The organism is Pseudomonas sp. ES1, assembly GCF_050586605.1.
Taxonomy (GTDB): domain Bacteria; phylum Pseudomonadota; class Gammaproteobacteria; order Pseudomonadales; family Pseudomonadaceae; genus Aquipseudomonas; species Aquipseudomonas sichuanensis.
This window is the reverse complement of sequence record NZ_JBOBDM010000008.1, coordinates 102,134-120,122: the sequence shown is the minus strand read 5'-3', so window position 1 is coordinate 120,122 and position 17,989 is coordinate 102,134. Positions and strand designations below refer to the sequence as shown.

The 17,989-nt window shown below is 65.6% G+C and carries 11 protein-coding genes; 8 read left to right on the top strand and 3 right to left on the bottom strand.

What is annotated here, in order from left to right:
- Positions 1-26: 26 nt before the first annotated feature.
- The 3 genes from ACQ4N9_RS05595 to aceE form a co-directional block, all read right to left on the bottom strand.
- The gene (locus ACQ4N9_RS05595; protein ID WP_390966234.1) at positions 27-2,720 is read right to left on the bottom strand and encodes a putative bifunctional diguanylate cyclase/phosphodiesterase; all 2,694 of its coding nucleotides are present in this window, start codon (positions 2,718-2,720) and stop codon (positions 27-29) included.
- A gap of 333 nt (positions 2,721-3,053) precedes the next feature.
- Entirely contained in the window at positions 3,054-4,688 is a 1,635-nt protein-coding gene (aceF, locus tag ACQ4N9_RS05590) for a dihydrolipoyllysine-residue acetyltransferase (protein WP_390966232.1), read from the bottom strand.
- A 13-nt stretch (positions 4,689-4,701) separates the two neighbouring features.
- Positions 4,702-7,347 carry a pyruvate dehydrogenase (acetyl-transferring), homodimeric type gene (gene aceE, locus ACQ4N9_RS05585; RefSeq protein WP_390966230.1) on the bottom strand — a complete coding sequence of 882 codons (2,646 nt, stop codon included), beginning with the start codon at positions 7,345-7,347 and terminating at the stop codon, positions 4,702-4,704.
- A 383-nt stretch (positions 7,348-7,730) separates the two neighbouring features.
- Between aceE and glnE the strand changes: the two genes are divergently transcribed.
- The 8 genes from glnE (at position 7,731) to ACQ4N9_RS05545 (ending at position 17,862) form a co-directional block, all read left to right on the top strand.
- On the top strand, positions 7,731-10,664 hold the full coding sequence (glnE, locus tag ACQ4N9_RS05580; protein ID WP_390966228.1) for a bifunctional [glutamate--ammonia ligase]-adenylyl-L-tyrosine phosphorylase/[glutamate--ammonia-ligase] adenylyltransferase: 2,934 nt from the start codon (positions 7,731-7,733) through the stop codon (positions 10,662-10,664).
- Positions 10,665-10,901: 237 nt separating this feature from the next.
- Entirely contained in the window at positions 10,902-11,951 is a 1,050-nt protein-coding gene (gene waaF, locus ACQ4N9_RS05575; protein WP_390966226.1) for a lipopolysaccharide heptosyltransferase II, read from the top strand.
- Positions 11,952-13,010 (top strand): lipopolysaccharide heptosyltransferase I, encoded by a 1,059-nt coding sequence (gene waaC / locus ACQ4N9_RS05570; RefSeq protein ID WP_110992296.1) that lies wholly within the window; start codon positions 11,952-11,954, stop codon positions 13,008-13,010.
- Positions 13,010-14,134: a glycosyltransferase family 4 protein gene (locus ACQ4N9_RS05565; protein WP_390966223.1), complete on the top strand. Its 1,125-nt coding sequence runs from the start codon at positions 13,010-13,012 to the stop codon at positions 14,132-14,134. The genes waaC and ACQ4N9_RS05565 overlap by 1 nt, the downstream gene beginning before the upstream one ends.
- Positions 14,131-14,937 (top strand): lipopolysaccharide core heptose(I) kinase RfaP, encoded by an 807-nt coding sequence (rfaP, locus tag ACQ4N9_RS05560; protein WP_390966221.1) that lies wholly within the window; start codon positions 14,131-14,133, stop codon positions 14,935-14,937. The genes ACQ4N9_RS05565 and rfaP overlap by 4 nt, the downstream gene beginning before the upstream one ends.
- Complete coding sequence (locus ACQ4N9_RS05555; protein ID WP_347148891.1) at positions 14,937-15,671, top strand: lipopolysaccharide kinase InaA family protein; 735 nt, start codon at positions 14,937-14,939, stop codon at positions 15,669-15,671. The genes rfaP and ACQ4N9_RS05555 overlap by 1 nt, the downstream gene beginning before the upstream one ends.
- Positions 15,668-16,420, top strand: a complete 753-nt coding sequence (locus ACQ4N9_RS05550) for a lipopolysaccharide kinase InaA family protein (RefSeq protein WP_125857169.1) — start codon at positions 15,668-15,670, stop codon at positions 16,418-16,420. Before ACQ4N9_RS05555 ends, ACQ4N9_RS05550 begins: the two co-directional genes overlap by 4 nt.
- On the top strand, positions 16,420-17,862 hold the full coding sequence (locus ACQ4N9_RS05545) for a lipopolysaccharide kinase InaA family protein (protein WP_390966218.1): 1,443 nt from the start codon (positions 16,420-16,422) through the stop codon (positions 17,860-17,862). Before ACQ4N9_RS05550 ends, ACQ4N9_RS05545 begins: the two co-directional genes overlap by 1 nt.
- The last annotated feature ends 127 nt before the right edge of the window (positions 17,863-17,989 follow it).

The window sequence follows — 17,989 nt, the reverse complement described above, 5'->3', positions numbered from 1 at the left end:
TATAGTGCCCGAGGTTTTGGCCGCTGTCAGGCCAGCGGGCCACGCGGATAGCGCTTGAGCTTTTCGGTCAGCTCGCGCCCGGGGATCGGCCGGTCGAACAGGTAGCCCTGGCCGACGTCGCAGCGGTGCCGGCGCAGGAACGCCAGTTGCTCCGGCGTCTCGATGCCCTCGGCGACCACCTTGAGCTTGAGGTTGTGGGCCATGGCCACCACCGCCGAGGTGATCTCCATGTCGTCCTGGTTGTCGGGGATCTCGTTGATGAAGCTGCGGTCGATCTTGATGATGTCGATCGGGAACTTCTTCAGGTAGCTCAGCGACGAGTAACCAGTGCCGAAGTCGTCCATGGCCAGCGTCAGGCCCAGGGCCTTGAGCTCGTCGAGCTGGCGGTGGGTGTCCTCGCTGGCTTCGAGCAGCAGGCCTTCGGTCAGCTCCAGTTCCAGCAGGTGCGGCGGCAGCGCCTCTTCCTTGATGATGCTGCCGATCGAGCTCACCAGCTCCGGGTCGGAGAACTGCTTGGGCGACAGGTTGATGGCCACGTGCAGGTTGCCCATGCCGGCCTCGCGCAGCTCCAGGCTCATGCGGCAGGCCTGGCGCACCACCCACTTGCCGATGGGGATGATCAGGCCGGTCTCTTCGGCCACGCTGATGAACTGGTCGGGGCGGATCATGCCGCGCTCCGGGTGGTTCCAGCGCAGCAGCGCCTCGAGCCCGAGCAGGCGGCCGCTGCGCAGGCACAGCTTGGGCTGGTAGAACACTTCCAGTTCGTTCTGGGTCAGCGCCCGGCGCAGGTTGTTCTCGACGAACAGCTTGTAGCTGGCCTCGGCGTTGAGCACTTCGGTGAACACTTGCACCTGGTGCTTGCCGTTGGCCTTGGCCTTGTGCAGGGCCAGGCCCGCGTTCTTCATCAGGGTGGCCGGGTCGCTGCCGTGCAGGGGTGCACAGGCCAGGCCTACGGAGGCGGTGACGTTGATCAGCTGGTTGTCGACGAACATCGGTTTGTCGAGGGTGCGCAGCAACTGGTGGGCCACGCCCTGGCCGTCTTCGAGGGAGGTATCGTCGAGCAGCACGGCGAATTCGTTGCTGGCGAAGCGCGCCAGGCTGCCGCCGCTGCTCAGGCTGTTGCGCAGGCGCCGGGCCAGGCTGATCAGCAGCTTGTCGCCGGTCTGGTGGCCGAGGCTGTCGTTGATCCGCTTGAAGTTGTCGATGTCCACCAGCAGCAGGCAGATCGGGCTGCTGCTGTCGCGGGCGAAGCGCTCGTCGAGGTTGCGGATGAACGCCGGGCGGTTGCCCAGGTTGGTCAGGTTGTCGGTGTAGGCCAGGCGCTCGATGCGTTGTTGCGCCAGCTTGGTCTGGGTGATGTCTTCGTAGATGCCGATGTAGTGCGTCAGCTCGCGGTTGTCGCCGTACACCTTGGAGATCGACAGTTGGCCCCAGTAGGGCTCGAGGTTCTTGCGCCGGCTCTTGAACTCGCCCTGCCAGCTGTTGCCCATGGCCAGGCTGGAGGGGGAGTCGAACAGCAGCTCGCTCAGGTTTTCCAACGCCGGCAGCTCGGCCAGGTGGTGGCCCTGGACTTCCTCGGTGCTGTATTGGGTGATGGCGGTGAAGCTGGGGTTGACGTATTCCACCACGCCGTCGCGGTTGACCAGCAGGAAGGCGCTGGCGCTCTGTTCCACGGCGCGCTGGAACAGGTGCAGCGCGCTGGCGGCGGTGCGCCGGTTGTGGTTGTTGATCACTTGCGCGAACTGGTCGGCCAGCTCGCCGGCGAAGGCGATCTCGTCCGACTGCCAGGCCCTTGGCCGGCCGGTCTGCTCCAGGCACAGCACCCCCACCACCTGGCCGTCGATGCGGATGCTGGCATCGAGCATGGCGTTGTCGTCGGTGGGGTAGAGCAGCTCGGCCATTTCCCGGGTGCGCGGGTCGTGGCTGGCGTTGTGGGCATCGATGGCGCGGCTGGCGTGCAGGGCTTCGAGGTAGTCGGGGAAGCGGCTGGCGTCGATCGGTTCGGGCAGGCGGTGCAGCCGCTCGTGGTGGTACCAGGCGCTGATCGGCTCCAGGCGTTGATCGTGCAGGTACCAGATGCTGGCGCTGTCGACCTTGTAGATTTCGCAGGCGCTCTGGGTGATCAGCTCGGCGGCTTCGAGCAGCGAGTTGCCGATGCTGTAGCGCTGGCGGGCCAGGCGCAGGATCAGGTCCTGCTGGGCACGCACCCGCTCCAGGTGTTCGAGCTGCTCCTGCTGGGCGCGCTGATTGAGCTGCAGGGCCAGTTGCAGGCGGTTGTTGCGGGACTCGAGATCGTTTGCGTCGAGGTCGGCGCTGTCGTCCTGCTGGTCGTCCATCACCGTCAGGTAGCCACGCAGCAGCTGGCGGTTGTGCTGCTTGTAGCTTTCGCCCGCTTCCAGCACGCGCAACGGCGCCTGGCCTGCGTGCAGGGTGTAGCGCACGCGGTAGTGGCCGCGCCGAGCCAGTTGCAGCTGGATCTCGTCGTGCAGTTTGTAGCGCGCCTCCGGCTCCATGAGGCTGGCGTAGGGCGAGCCGATCAAGGCGCAGAGTTCGGCGGCGGCCAGGCCGAATTGCCGCTCGCAGGCGGGGTCGACGTAGAGCATGGCCCAGCTGGCTTCGTTCAGCCGTTCGAAACGCAGCATGCCGAGCCGCGAGGGCACGGGGAGCTGCGTCACGACCTCGGCCGCCACTCGGCTGGCGGCATCGGGTTGGCTTTTCATCGAAGACTCGCTTGAACAGGGAGCGCCGCCTGGAAAGCGGCGCATCGGGCAAGGTTGCATCATGTCCCGTGGGCTGGCAAGCGGCCATGCGGGATGCTGTGTGCAGGTTGTCGGCTGGACCCAGGGAATCTGTAGGAACGGGGGCCGCTTTGCGGCCCTTTCGCTGGCAAGCCAGCTCCCACAGGGATTGGTCTAGCCCCTGTGGGAGCTGGCTTGCCGGCGAAGGGCCCTGACAGGCAAAAAAAAGCCCCGCCAATTGGCGGGGTTGAGGTACGAGCGTGGCAGCTCGAAAGGGGTACCCGCCTTCCCGAGGGAAGGCAGGTAAACAGCGGGTTACAGCAGCATGGTGCGGATGTCGCCCAGTACGTCGCCCAGGCGCTTGGTGAAGCGCGCGGCGGCGGCGCCGTTGATCACACGGTGATCGTAGGACAGCGACAGCGGCAGCATCAGCTTGGGCTGGAAGGCCTTGCCATCCCAGACCGGCTGCATGGTCGCCTTGGAGACGCCCAGGATAGCCACCTCAGGCGCGTTGACGATCGGCGTGAAGCCGGTGCCGCCAATGTGGCCGAGGCTGGAGATGGTGAAGCAGGCGCCTTGCATGTCGTCGGCCGACAGCTTTTTGGTGCGGGCTTTCTCGGCCAGCGCGGCGGCTTCGGCAGCCAGTTGCAGCAGGCTCTTCTGGTCGACGTTCTTGATCACAGGGACCAGCAGGCCATCCGGGGTGTCCACGGCGAAGCCGATGTGCACGTACTTCTTGCGGATGATCGCCTTGCCGCTTGGCGCCAGCGAGCTGTTGAAGTCCGGCAGTTCCTTGAGCAGGAAGGCGCAGGCCTTGAGCAGCAGCGGCAGCACGGTCAGCTTGACGCCGGCTTTCTCGGCGACGGCTTTCTGCGCGACGCGGAAGGCTTCCAGCTCGGTGATGTCGGCCGAGTCGAACTGGGTAACGTGCGGCACGTTCAGCCAGCTGCGGTGCAGGTTGGCGGCGCCGACCTGCATCAGGCGGGTCAGGGCCACTTCTTCCACTTCACCGAACTTGCTGAAGTCCACGGCCGGGATCGGCGGGATGCCTGCACCACCGATGGCACCGGCGGCTGGAGCTTCCTTGGCCTTCTGCATCATGGCCTTGACGTAAACCTGAACGTCTTCTTTCAGGATACGGCCGTGCGGGCCGGTGGCGGCGACCGCACCCAGGTCGACGCCGAATTCACGGGCCAACTGACGAACAGCCGGGCCTGCATGAACCTTGGCGTTGCTGCCGGCTGCCGGCGCGGTAGCGACCGGAGCAGGGGCAGCAGCAGGGGCCGGAGCGGCGGCTGGTGCAGCAGCTGGGGCAGGAGCGGCAGCCGGAGCAGCAGCGGCCGGAGCCGGTGCTGCAGCAGGGGCGGCGCCTGCGGCCTTGATCTTGAAGATCAGGTCGCCGGTGCCCACTTCGTCTTCCAGCTTGCACAGCACGGCTTCGATCACGCCGGCGCTAGGCGACGGGATTTCCATGGAGGCCTTGTCGGACTCCAGGGTGATCAGCGACTGGTCGGCTTCGACGGTGTCGCCGACCTTGACCAGCACTTCGATGATCTTGGCCTTGCCCGACGAGCCGATGTCCGGCACGTGGATGTCCTGCACGCTGGCAGCAACCGGGGCTGCTGCGGCTGGCGCGGCAGCTGGGGCGGCTTGCGCAGCCGGCGCCGGTGCGGCAGCCGGGGCAGCGGCGGCCGGAGCCTCGGGCGCGGAAGCTGCGCCCTCGACTTCCAGCACCAGCAGCTCGTCGCCTTCTTTCAGGCGGTCGCCCAGCTTGACCTTCAGTTCCTTGACGATGCCGGCCTTGGGGGCCGGGATCTCCATGGAGGCCTTGTCGGACTCCAGGGTCAGCAGGCTCTGGTCGGCCTCGATACGGTCACCGACCTTGACGAACAGCTCGATGATTTCACCTTCACCGCTGCCGATGTCAGGTACGCGAATGAGTTCGCTCACTTAAAAATACTCCTCAGCAGTCCAGTGGGTTGCGCTTGTCCGGGTCGATGCCGAACTTGACGATGGCGTCAGCCACAACCTTGGGTTCGATCTCGCCACGGTCAGCCAGGGCTTCCAGGGCAGCCAGCACCACGAAGTGGCGGTCGACTTCGAAGAAGTGACGCAGCTTCTTGCGGCTGTCGCTGCGACCGTAACCGTCGGTACCCAGGACTTTGAATTCTTTGCTCGGGACCCACTGGCGAATCTGCTCGGCGAACAGCTTCATGTAGTCGGTGGAGGCGATGACCGGGCCTTTGCGGCCGGCCAGGCACTCTTCCACGTAGGTGGTCTGAGGCTTCTGGCCAGGCTTGAGGCGGTTGGCGCGTTCCACGGCCAGGCCGTCGCGACGCAGTTCGTTGAAGCTGGTGACGCTCCATACGTCGGCACCGACGTTGAACTCTTCACGCAGGATCTTCGCCGCTTCGCGGACTTCGCGCAGGATGGTGCCGGAGCCCATCAGCTGTACGTGGTGCGCGGCTTCGCGGGTGTCTTCCTCGAGCAGGTACATGCCCTTGATGATGCCTTCCTCGACACCGGCCGGCATGGCTGGCTGCTGGTAGGATTCGTTCATCACGGTGATGTAGTAGAAGATGTCCTGTTGCTCTTCGGTCATCTTCTTCATGCCGTCCTGGATGATCACCGCCAGCTCGTAGCCGTAGGTCGGATCGTAGGTGCGGCAGTTCGGGATGGTGCCCGCCATCATGTGGCTGTGACCGTCTTCGTGCTGCAGGCCTTCACCGTTGAGGGTGGTACGGCCGGCGGTACCGCCGATCAGGAAGCCACGGGTGCGGCTGTCGCCAGCGGCCCAAGCCAGGTCGCCGATACGCTGGAAGCCGAACATCGAGTAGAAGATGTAGAACGGCAGCATCGGCTGGTTGTGGCAGCTGTACGAAGTACCGGCAGCGATGAACGACGACATGGCGCCGGCTTCGTTGATGCCTTCTTCGAGGATCTGGCCCTTCTTGTCCTCGCGGTAGAACATCACCTGGTCTTTATCGACTGGCTCGTAGAGCTGGCCGACCGACGAGTAGATGCCCAGCTGGCGGAACATGCCTTCCATACCGAAGGTACGGGCTTCGTCCGGGATGATCGGGACGATGCGCTGGCCGATTTCCTTGTCCTTGACCAGCTGCGCGAGGATACGCACGAAGGCCATGGTGGTGGAGATTTCACGGTCGCCCGAGCCGTCCAGGATCGCTTTCAGCGTTTCCAGGGATGGGGTCGGTACGCTGAAGCTCTTGGCGCGGCGCTGCGGTACGAAGCCACCCAGGGCGGCGCGGCGCTCGGCCAGGTATTTGGCTTCGGCGGAACCTTCTTCCGGCTTGAAGAACGGCAGGTTCTCAAGGTCGGCATCCTTGACCGGGATGTCGAAGCGGTCACGGAAGTGACGCAGGCTGTCGACGTCGACCTTCTTGGTGTTGTGCGCGGTGTTCTTGGCTTCGCCAGCACCGGTGCCGTAACCCTTGATGGTCTTGGCCAGGATGACGGTCGGCTGTTCTTTGTGGTTCACAGCCTGGTGGTAAGCCGCGTAGACCTTGTACGGGTCGTGGCCGCCACGGTTGAGCTTCCAGATCTCGTCGTCGGACAGGTCTTCGACCATGGCCTTGAGTTCTGGGGTGTTGAAGAAGTTCTCACGAACGTACGCGCCGTCTTTGGCTTTGTAGTTCTGGTACTCGCCGTCGATGACTTCGTCCATGCGGCGCTGCAGGGCACCGTTGGTGTCCTTGGCCAGCAGTGGGTCCCAGAAACGGCCCCAGACCACTTTGTTGACGTTCCAGCCACCGCCGCGGAACACGCCTTCGAGTTCCTGGATGATCTTGCCGTTGCCGCGAACCGGGCCGTCGAGGCGCTGCAGGTTGCAGTTGATGACGAAGATCAGGTTGTCCAGCTTCTCGCGGCCGGCCAGGGCGATCGCGCCCAGGGATTCCGGCTCGTCGCACTCGCCGTCGCCCATGAAGCACCAGACCTTCTGCTTGCCGGCCGGGATGAAGCCACGGGCTTCCAGGTACTTCATGAAGCGTGCCTGGTAGATCGCCTGGATTGGGCCCAGGCCCATCGAAACGGTCGGGAACTGCCAGAAGTCAGGCATCAGCCAAGGGTGCGGGTACGAAGACAGGCCGTTGCCGTCCACTTCCTGACGGAAGTTGTTCATCTGGTCTTCGTTGATGCGGCCTTCCATGAAGGCGCGGGCGTAGACGCCTGGCGAAGCGTGGCCCTGGAAGAAGATCAGGTCGCCGCCGTGTTCTTCGGTCGGGGCCTGGAAGAAGTAGTTGAAGCCGATGTCGTACAGCGTGGCGCTGGAGGCGAAGCTCGAGATGTGGCCACCCAGGTCCGAGTCTTTCAGGTTGGTGCGCATGACCATGGCCAGGGCGTTCCAACGCACCATCGAGCGAATGCGGCGTTCCATGAACAGGTCGCCAGGCATGCGTGCTTCGTGGGTGACAGGGATGGTGTTGCGGTACGGCGTGGTGATGGCATACGGCAGCTGCGAGCCACTGCGGGTGGCCAGCTCGCCCATACGGGTCATCAGGTAATGAGCGCGGTCTTCGCCTTCTTTGTCGAGGACCGACTCCAGGGCATCCAGCCATTCCTGGGTTTCGATTGGATCGAGGTCTTGCATGGCTTGCTCCAGGGCGGAAAGGCCACCAGAATCGGGGGCCTGAGTTTGCGACTGGCCTTATGGGCAGACGTCGTGAATTCTTGGATTACCGGACAGTCATCCGGCGCGGTGTAGTTTTACTACAAATGCTTTCGGATTTCATGCTTTTGCACGGCATGGGTAGTAGTAAAACTACACAAATGCGACGGTTTGTCGCATCCCGGGTTGTGGGGAAAAACGTTCCCGTCGGTTGAATCTGTGTTCGAGTTAGGTGTTTGTTGATGTTTCTTACTAGAAAATCAAGTTTTTCAGCTATTTCTAACTTTTGTATGACAGTCCAACCGTGGTCCGGCCCCCGTTCGACCGCTCCAACCCCTCTCTTTCACGCCGATCAAGGATAGACCATGCGCCTGCCTTTGCCGCTCGATCTGCCTGCCGCCCTGCAACCGCTGGTTGCCCGCAATCAACAGTTCCTGCGCGATGCGCTGGCCGGGCACCCCGGGCTGAACCCGGACAGCTGGAGCGTTGAGCAGCGACGGCAGTTCGACCAGGTGTGCGCCGCGAGCGACTTCGTGCTGGCCCAGGCCCAGCGCGACCCGGCCATGCTGTTCGGCCTGCTGCAAGGTGGCGAGCTCGATCGGCCCTATGCCCCGGGCGAGCTGCGTGGGCAGATCAACGCCGTGGCCCAGGCCGCCCAGAGCGAGGACGAACTGGCGCGCAACCTGCGCCGCGAGCGCAACCGCCAGCAGCTGCGCATCATCTGGCGCGACATCACCCGCGCTGCGGCCCTGGGCGAAACCTGCCGCGACCTGTCCGACCTTGCCGATGCCTGTATAGATGAAGCCTACGCCTGGCTTTACCCACGCCACTGCCAGCAGTTCGGCACGCCCATCGGCAACCGCAGCGGGGAAGTGCAGCACATGGTGGTGCTGGGCATGGGCAAGCTGGGCGCGGTAGAGCTCAACCTGTCTTCCGACATCGACCTGATCTTCGCTTTCCCCGAAGGCGGCGAAACCACCGGGGTCAAGCGCTCGCTGGACAACCAGGAGTTCTTCACCCGGCTCGGCCAGCGCCTGATCAAGGCGCTCGACCCGGTCACCGTCGATGGTTTCGTGTTCCGCGTCGACATGCGCCTGCGCCCTTATGGCTCGGCCGGCTCGCTGGTGCTGAGCTTCAATGCGCTGGAGCAGTACTACCAGGACCAGGGCCGCGACTGGGAGCGCTACGCGATGATCAAGGCGCGGGTAGTGGCCGGCGACCAGGCGGCCGGCGCGCAGTTGCAGGAGATGCTGCGCCCGTTCGTGTACCGCCGTTACCTGGATTTCTCAGCCATCGAAGCGCTGCGCACCATGAAGCAGCTGATCCAGCAGGAAGTGCGACGCAAAGGCATGGCCGACAACATCAAGCTTGGCGCCGGTGGCATCCGCGAGGTGGAGTTCATCGCCCAGGCCTTCCAGCTGATCCACGGCGGGCGTGACCTCAGCCTGCAGCAACGGCCCTTGCTGAAAGTGCTGGCGACCCTGGAGGGGCAGGGTTACCTGCCGCCGGCGGTGGTCGCCGAGCTGCGCGAGGGGTATGAGTTCCTGCGTTACACCGAGCATGCGATCCAGGCCATCGCCGACCGCCAGACCCAGATGCTGCCGGATGACGACACCGACCGTGAGCGCATTGCCTACATGCTCGGCTTTGCCGACTGGGCCAGTTTCCACACGCAATTGATGGAGTGGCGCGGGCGCATCGACTGGCACTTCCGCCAGGTGATCGCCGACCCCGATGAAGACGAAGCCGAGGGCGAGCTGGTGGTGGGCGGCGAATGGTCGCCGCTGTGGGAGCAGGCCCAGGATGAAGAGGCGGCCTGTCGCCAACTCGAGGAAGCCGGCTTCAAGCAGCCCGCCGATGCCCTGCGCCGCTTGACCGCCCTGCGCGTCAGCCCGTCACTGCGCTCGATGCAGCGTATCGGCCGCGAACGCCTGGACGCCTTTATTCCGCGCCTGCTGGCCCAGGCCGTGGAGCATGCCAACCCAGACTTGGTGCTGGAACGGGTGCTGCCGCTGGTCGAGGCCGTGGCCCGTCGTTCGGCCTATCTGGTTTTGCTCACCGAAAACCCCGGCGCCCTGCGCCGCCTGCTGACCCTGTGCGCGGCCAGCCCGTGGATCGCCGAGCAGATCGCCCGTTACCCGTTGCTGCTCGACGAGTTGCTCAACGAAGGCCGCCTGTTCAGCCCGCCGCTGGCGCCAGAGCTGGCCGCCGAGCTGCGCGAGCGCCTGACCCGCATCCCCGAAGACGACCTTGAACAGCAGATGGAAGCGCTGCGCCACTTCAAGCTGGCCCACAGCCTGCGCGTGGCGGCGTCCGAGATCACCGGCAACCTGCCGTTGATGAAGGTCAGCGACTACCTGACCTGGCTCGCCGAAGCCATCCTCGACCAGGTGCTGGCCCTGGCCTGGCGCCAGACCGTAAGCCGTCATGGCCAGCCCAAGCGCAGTGATGGCAGCCTGTGCGACCCGGGCTTCATCATCGTCGGCTACGGCAAGGTCGGTGGCATCGAGCTGGGCCATGGCTCGGACCTGGACCTGGTGTTCATCCACGATGGCGACCCACAGGCCGAGACCGATGGCGCCAAGCCCATCGACAGCGCGCAGTTCTTCACCCGGTTGGGCCAGCGCATCATTCACCTGCTGACCACCCAGACCAACTCCGGGCAGCTCTACGACGTCGACATGCGCCTGCGCCCGTCCGGCGCCTCGGGCCTGCTGGTCAGCTCGCTCGGGGCCTTCGAGCGCTACCAGCAGAACGAAGCCTGGACCTGGGAGCACCAGGCGCTGGTGCGCGCCCGCGTGCTGGTGGGTTGCAAGCAGGTAGCGGCGGCGTTCGAGACGGTGCGCGCGGGGGTGCTGGGCAAGGCCCGTGACCTGGATAAACTGCGCGCCGAAGTGAGTGAAATGCGCGCCAAGATGCGCGACAACCTGGGCACCAAGGGCACCGCTGCAGGTACTGCGGGCAACGCCTTCGATGCCGGGCAACCCTTCGATATCAAGCAGGATGCCGGCGGTATCGTCGATATCGAATTTATGGTGCAATACGCCGCTTTGGCCTGGTCCCACGACCACGCGGCCATACTGCGCTGGACCGACAATATCCGCATCCTCGAAGAGCTGGAGCAGGCCGGGCTGATGCCCGCCGCCGACGCTGTGCTGCTGCGCGAGGTGTACAAGGCGTTCCGCGCGGCCTCGCACCGCCAGGCCTTGCAGAAGCAGGCCGGGGTGATCGATGCGGCGCAGTTCGTCGATGAGCGCCGCGAGGTGCGGCGGATCTGGGGTGAATTGGGCCTGACTTGAGGCGGGTGCAGGCCCTGTGGGAGCGGGTTTACCCGCGAAGAATGCGCCGCGGTGGTTGGCACGGGCTACGCCCGTGTTCGCGGCGGTTCGGCGCCCCGATAAACCCGCTCCCACAGGGGGCTCGACCACGACCGAGTGTCACCAGTGGTACACTGCACGCCACATAGCCTGAATATAAAGAGGGGAGGCCAGGTTGTAACGCAGCCTGCAGCCTCCCCGAATGTTTCTGGATAAAGCATGAAAATACTGATCATTGGCCCCAGCTGGGTCGGCGACATGGTGATGGCGCAGACCTTGTTCCAGTGCCTGAAACAGCAGCACCCCGACTGCGAGATCGATGTGCTGGCCCCCGAGTGGAGCCGGCCGATCCTCGAGCGCATGCCCGAGGTGCGCCAGGCCTTGAGCTTCCCGCTCGGCCACGGCGCGCTGGAACTGGCTACCCGCCGGCGCATCGGCAAGTCGCTGGCCGGCCAGTACGACCAGGCGATCCTGCTGCCCAACTCGCTCAAGTCGGCGCTGGTGCCGTACTTCGCCGGCATCCCCAAGCGCACCGGCTGGCGCGGCGAAATGCGCTACCTGCTGCTCAACGACGTGCGCAAGCTGGACAAGGCGCGCTACCCGCTGATGATCGAGCGCTTCATGGCCCTGGCCTACGCACCGGGTACCGAACTGCCGCAGCCTTATCCACGCCCCAGCCTGCGGATCGAGGCCCAGAGCCTTGATGCGGCCGTGGCCAAGTTCAACCTGCAGCTGGACCGCCCGGTACTGGCCCTGTGCCCCGGCGCCGAGTTCGGCGAGGCCAAGCGCTGGCCGGCCGAGCATTACGCGCAAGTCGCCGATGCGATGATCCGCCAGGGCTGGCAGGTGTGGCTGTTCGGTTCGAAGAACGACCACCCGGTGGGCGAGCAGATTCGCGACCGACTGATCCCGGGCTTGCGTGAAGAATCGTACAACCTGGCCGGCGAAACCTCGCTGGCCGAGGCCATCGACCTGATGTCCTGCGCCAACGCCGTGGTCTCCAACGACTCCGGCCTGATGCACGTGGCCGCCGCCTTGAACCGCCCGCTGGTGGCGGTGTACGGCTCGACTTCGCCGGGCTTCACCCCGCCGCTGGCCGAGCAGGTCGAGGTGGTGCGCACCGGCATCGAGTGCAGCCCCTGCTTCGACCGCACCTGCCGCTTCGGCCACTACAATTGCCTGCGTCTGCTCGAGCCGGCCAAGGTGATCGCCGCCCTGCACCACCTGGGCGGACCGAACCTGATCGATAGCGTGGCAGAGGTCGACTGAGTGCGGGTCCTGATCATCAAGACGTCGTCCCTGGGCGACGTCATCCACACCCTCCCGGCGCTCACCGACGCCGCCCACGCCATCCCCGGCATCCGTTTCGACTGGGTGGTGGAAGAGGGCTTTGCCGAGATCCCCAGCTGGCACCCGGCGGTCGACCAGGTGATCCCGGTGGCCATCCGCCGTTGGCGCAAGAACCTCTGGCAGACCATCAAGAGCGGCGAGTTCAAGGCCTTCAAGCAACGCTTGCGCGCGCGCAAGTACGACCTGGTGATCGACGCCCAGGGCCTGGTCAAGTCGGCCTGGCTGACTCGCTACGTGAAAGCGCCGGTGGCCGGGCTCGACCGCTATTCGGCCCGTGAAGGCCTGGCCAGTCGGTTCTATGACCGGCGCCTGTCGGTCGCCGTCGGCCAGCACGCCGTCGAGCGCGTGCGCCAGCTGTTCGCCCTGGCCCTGGCCTACGACCTGCCCGAGGGCCTGGGCAACTACGGCCTGGACCTCAACCGCCTGCAACTGCCGCCAGCGGCGCCCTACGTGGTGTTCCTGCATGGCACCACCTGGGCCACCAAGCACTGGCCGGAAGCCTACTGGCGCGAGCTGGCCGAACGCATGGGCCGGCGCAAGCTGCAGGTGATGCTGCCGTGGGGCAACCCGGCGGAGAAGGCCCGCGCCGAGCGTATCGCCCAGGGCTTGAATAACTGCCAGGTGCTGCCCAAGTTGAACCTGGTCGGCGTCGCCCGCGTACTGGCGGCCGCCAAGGCCTGCGTGGCGGTCGATACCGGCCTGGGCCACCTGGCCGCTGCGCTGGATGTGCCGACCATTTCGCTGTTCGGCCCCACCAACCCTGGTTTGACCGGTGCCTACGGACGCGCCCAGATCCACCAGGCGAGCAACTTCCCCTGCGCCCCGTGCCTGCAGAAGAAGTGCACCTACAAACCGAGCGCCGAGGATCTGCGCCGGTTCGATCTCAAACGCGAGTGGCCGCTGTGCTTCACTCGCCTGAATCCCGAGCATGTAGCGGGCCGCTTGAGCGCGCTGCTGCTGGCTGAGGATGTTCGTTGATGCAACTGGCTTTCGTGCTCTACAAATATTTCCCTTTTGGCGGGCTGCAGCGCGATTTCATGCGCATCGCCCTGGAGTGCCAGAAGCGTGGCCACCAGATCCGCGTGTACACGCTGATCTGGGAAGGTGATATTCCGCCGGGCTTCGAGGTGCTGGTGGCGCCGGTCAAGGCGCTGTTCAACCACCGCCGCAACGAGAAGCTCAGCGCCTGGATGGCGGCGGACCTGGCCAAGCGCCCGGTCGACCGCCTGATCGGCTTCAACAAGATGCCCGGGCTGGACGTGTACTACGCCGCCGACGGCTGCTTCGAGGACAAGGCCCAGACCCTGCGCGGTGGCCTGTACCGCCGCTGGGGCCGCTACCGCCATTTCGCCGAGTACGAGCGGGCGGTGTTCGCCAAGGATGCCCATACCGAGATCCTGATGATCTCCGAAGTGCAGCAGCCCCTGTTCATCAAGCACTACGACACCCCCGAGGCACGCTTTCACCTGCTGCCGCCGGGGATCTCCCAGGACCGCCGCCGCCCGGCCGATGCCGACGCCATCCGCGCCGACTTCCGCAAGGAGTTCGGCCTGGCCGACGACGAGCTGCTGCTGGTACAGATCGGTTCGGGCTTCAAGACCAAGGGTGTGGACCGCAGCCTCAAGGCCCTGGCCGCGCTGCCTTCGGCCCTGCGCAAGCGCACCCGGCTGATGGTCATCGGCCAGGACGACCCCAAGGTGTTCCAACTGCAGAGCGCCACCCTGGGCCTGGGCGAGCAGGTGCAGTTCCTCAAGGGCCGCAGCGATATTCCGCGCTTCCTGCTGGGGGCCGACCTGCTGATTCACCCGGCGTACAACGAAAACACCGGCACCGTGCTGCTCGAAGCGCTGGTCGCCGGCCTGCCGGTGCTGGTCTCGAAGGTGTGCGGCTATGCCCACTACATCGCCGAGGCCGACAGCGGCCTGGTGCTGGACGACCCCTTCGAGCAGGAACAGCTCAATAGCTACCTGCAACGCATGCTCGAAGACGCCGAGGCCCGCGCGGTCTGGTCGCGCAATGGCGTGGCCTTCGCCGACAGCGCCGACCTGTACAGCATGCCGCAGCATGCCGCCGACGTGATCCTCGGCCAGGAGACCGCATGAAGCTGATACTGGCCGAACCGTTCAAGCGCCTGTGGGCCGGGCGCGACCCGTTCGAGGCCGTCGAGCAGCTGCAGGGCGAGGTGTACCGCGAGCTTGAGGGCCGCCGCACGCTGCGCACCGAGGTCGATGGCGAGGGCTTTTTCGTCAAGATCCACCGTGGCATCGGCTGGGGCGAGATCTTCAAGAACCTGTTCAGCGCCAAGCTGCCGGTGCTCGGCGCCGGTCAGGAATGGCGGGCCATCCAGCGCCTGCACGAGGTCGGTGTGCCGACCATGACCGCGGTAGCCTACGGCGAGCGCGGCAGCAACCCGGCCACCCAGCATTCGTTCATCGTCACCGAAGAGCTGGCGCCGACCGTCAGCCTGGAAGACTTCAGCCTCGACTGGGTTCGTCAGCCGCCCGAGCCACGGCTCAAGCGTGCGCTGATCGCCGAGGTGGCGAAGATGACCGGCGGCATGCACCGCGCTGGCGTCAACCACCGCGACTGCTACATCTGCCATTTCCTGCTGCACACCGCCCGCCCGGTGACGGCGGATGACTTCAAACTGTCGGTGATCGACCTGCACCGGGCCCAGACCCGGGCGACAATCACCCGGCGCTGGCGCGACAAGGACCTGGCCGCGCTGTACTTCTCGGCACTGGACATCGGCCTGACCCGCCGTGACAAGCTGCGCTTCCTGCGCGGCTACTTCCAGCGCCCATTGCGTGAAGTGTTCAAGGAGGAAGCCGCACTGCTGGCCTGGCTGGAAAGCAAGGCGCAGAAACTCTACGAACGCAAGCAACGCTATGGGGATGCGCTCTGATGGCGGGTTGGACACTGGCGCCGGGCTACGAATGGCTGGCGGCGGACTTCGGTAGCTTGAACACGGTGTTCGCCCTGCAGGGCGAACACCTGACCCGCGACCCGCTCAGCGAGGTCATTCGTGTGCAGCGCGACGGCGTCTGGTATTACGTCAAGCGCTACACCGGTGCCGGCAAGCATATGCGCCGCTACCTGGGGCGTCCGCGGATCAAGGCCGAATGGCAGAACCTCAAGCAGTTCGCCAAGTGGGGCATCCCCACCGCCGAGGTGGTTGCCTGGGGCCTGGAACGCAACGGCCTGGCCTTTGGCCGCGGGGCGATGATCACCCGCGAGCTGCCGAACACCGAGGACCTGTCGGCGTTGGCCGAGCGCAACGACCCGCGCTTGAAAGATCGCGCCTGGGTCGACCATGTCAGCCGCCAGCTGGCCCGGCATACCCGCGAGATGCACGACCATCACTTCGCCCACAACGACCTGAAGTGGCGCAACCTGCTGGTGGACGATCAGGGCACGCTGTTCTTCATCGACTGCCCGACCGGCGATTTCTGGCGCGGCTTCATGCTCCGGCACCGGCTGATCAAGGACCTGGCGTGCCTGGACAAGGTCGCCAAATACCACTTGTCGGCGACCCAGCGCCTGCGTTTCTACCTGCAGTACCGCCGTCACGCGCGCCTGACTGCCCGCGACAAGCGGCGCATTCGCCAGGTGCTGAGCTTTTTCGAGGGAAGGGAATGACCGATTACCTGGCCAGCGCCGACCAGGCGCTGCTCAAGCGCCATGGCCTGAGCGATTTCGAAGCGCTGTGGGCATTGCAGCTGGACGCCGTGGACGAGCCCAACACCGGCCGTGGCGGCTGGAGCAGCGTGTTCCGCCTGGAGCTGGAGGGCAAGGGCTACTACCTCAAGCGCCAGTGCGACTACCTGACCCGCAGCCTGCAACGGCCGTTTGGCGAACCGACGTTCGCCCGCGAATTTCGCAACATCAGCCGCTACCAGAAGCTGGATATCCCGGCGTTGCAGGCGGTGTTCTTCGGCGAGCGCAAGCAGGCCGGCCAGCACCGTGCGATCCTCATGACCCGCGCGCTGGACGACTGGAGCGACCTTGAGCGTTTGCTGGAGCAATGGCCGCAGCTGCCCGAGGGGCAGCGCCGGGGCATCCTGCAGGCTTGCGGCCAGCTGGCCCGCACCCTGCACGGCGCCGGGCAGATGCATGGGTGTTTCTACCCCAAGCACATCTTCCTGCGCGAGCGCCGCGAAGGCTGGCAGGCACAGCTGATCGACCTGGAGAAGACCCGCCCGCTGCTGTTCGGCCAGCGCGACCGGGTCAAGGATCTGGAGCCGCTGTTGCGTCGCGCCCGTGCCTGGAGTGAGGCGGATGTGCGCGAACTGCTCGGCGCCTACCTGCAACAGCCGGTGGACAGCGCGCAGGTGAATGCCTGGCTGCAGCGCCTGACGCAACGCCGTCGCCATAAAGAGGCCCGCTGATGCTCCTGTCCGAACTGAAGGACCTCGGGCGCAGCCCGTCGTTGCCGCTGACCGTCACCCTCGCCGATGCTGCGGGCATGGCCGACCTGCAACTGCTCAGCCTGCTGCGCGTGCTGCCCGGCCAGCGCTATGTCGGCGCCGGTATCTGGCGCGGCACCCCGGTGCTGGCCAAGCTGCTGGTGGGCGGTAACGCCGCCCGCCATTTCCAGCGTGAGCTCGATGGCGTGCGCCTGCTGGCCGAGCAAGGCCTGACCACGCCGCAGTTGTTGGCCGATGGCCTGAAGGAAGGCGAGGGCGGCTGGCTGCTGTTCGAGTACCTCGATCACGCCGAAAGCCTGGCCGATGCCTGGGCCGCAGTGGAGCACCTGCCGATGCTCGCCGACGAGCAGCATGCAGTGCTGGGCGAGGCGCTGACGGCAGTGGCGCAGATGCACGCCAAGGGCCTGTGGCAGGAAGACCTGCACCTGGACAACCTGCTGCGCCAGGAGGGCCGGGTGTACCTGATCGATGGCGCTGGCATCAAGGCCGAGACGCCTGGCCAGCAACTGTCGCGTCAGCGTGTGCTGGAAAACCTCGGGGTGCTGTTCGCCCAGTTGCCCAAGCGCCTGGAGCCGTTCATCGAAGAGGCGCTGGTGCATTACCTGCTGGCCAACGGCGAGCACGCGCTGCCGCTCGAAGCCTTGCAGAAGCAGGTGGACAAGGTGCGCAACTGGCGCCTGAAGGATTACCTGGAGAAGGCCGGGCGCGAATGCACGCTGTTCAGCGTCGAGCGCACCCTGTCGGGCTTGCGCGCGGTGCGTCGCCCACAAGCCGAGGCGCTGCTGCCGGTGCTGGAGCAGGCCGATGCGTTGATCGACCAGGGCCACCTGTACAAGACCGGCGGTGCGGCGAGCGTCGCGCGGATCGAGGTGGGCGGGCGCACGCTGGTGCTCAAGCGCTACAACATCAAGAACACCGCGCACTGGTTCAAGCGTTTCTGGCGCCCGAGCCGGGCCTGGCATTCGTGGATCGAGGGCCACCGCCTGGAATTCCTCGAAATTGCCACGCCACGGCCGCTGGCAGTGCTGGAAACCCGCACCCTGGGCCTGCGCAACCGCGCCTACCTGCTGACCGAGTATGTCGATGGGCCGGACCTGACCGCCTGCTTTGCGCCGTTCGTGGACAGCGGCGACGCGCCGGATGAGCAGGTCGAGGCGCTGGTGCAGCTGATGCAGCAGCTGATCCGCGAACGCATCAGCCACGGTGACTTCAAGGGCCACAACCTGTTCTGGGACAACGGCCGCTGGTCGCTGATCGACCTCGATGCCATGTGCCAGCATGCCACCCAGCTCAGCTTCGCCCCGGCATTCGGCCGTGACCGCGCGCGGCTGCTGCGCAACTGGCCGCGCAGCAGTGCGTTGTATCAGCGGCTGGACCAGGTGTTGCCGCGCTTGACCGAGTGATGCACGAGGCCAGGTTTACGCGGTCCCTGTAGGAGCGGCCTTGTGTCGCGATAGGGCCGCAAAGCGGCCCCAGGATTTCAGCGTGAATACAGAAATCGCCGGGGCCGCTGCGCGGCCCTATCGCGAC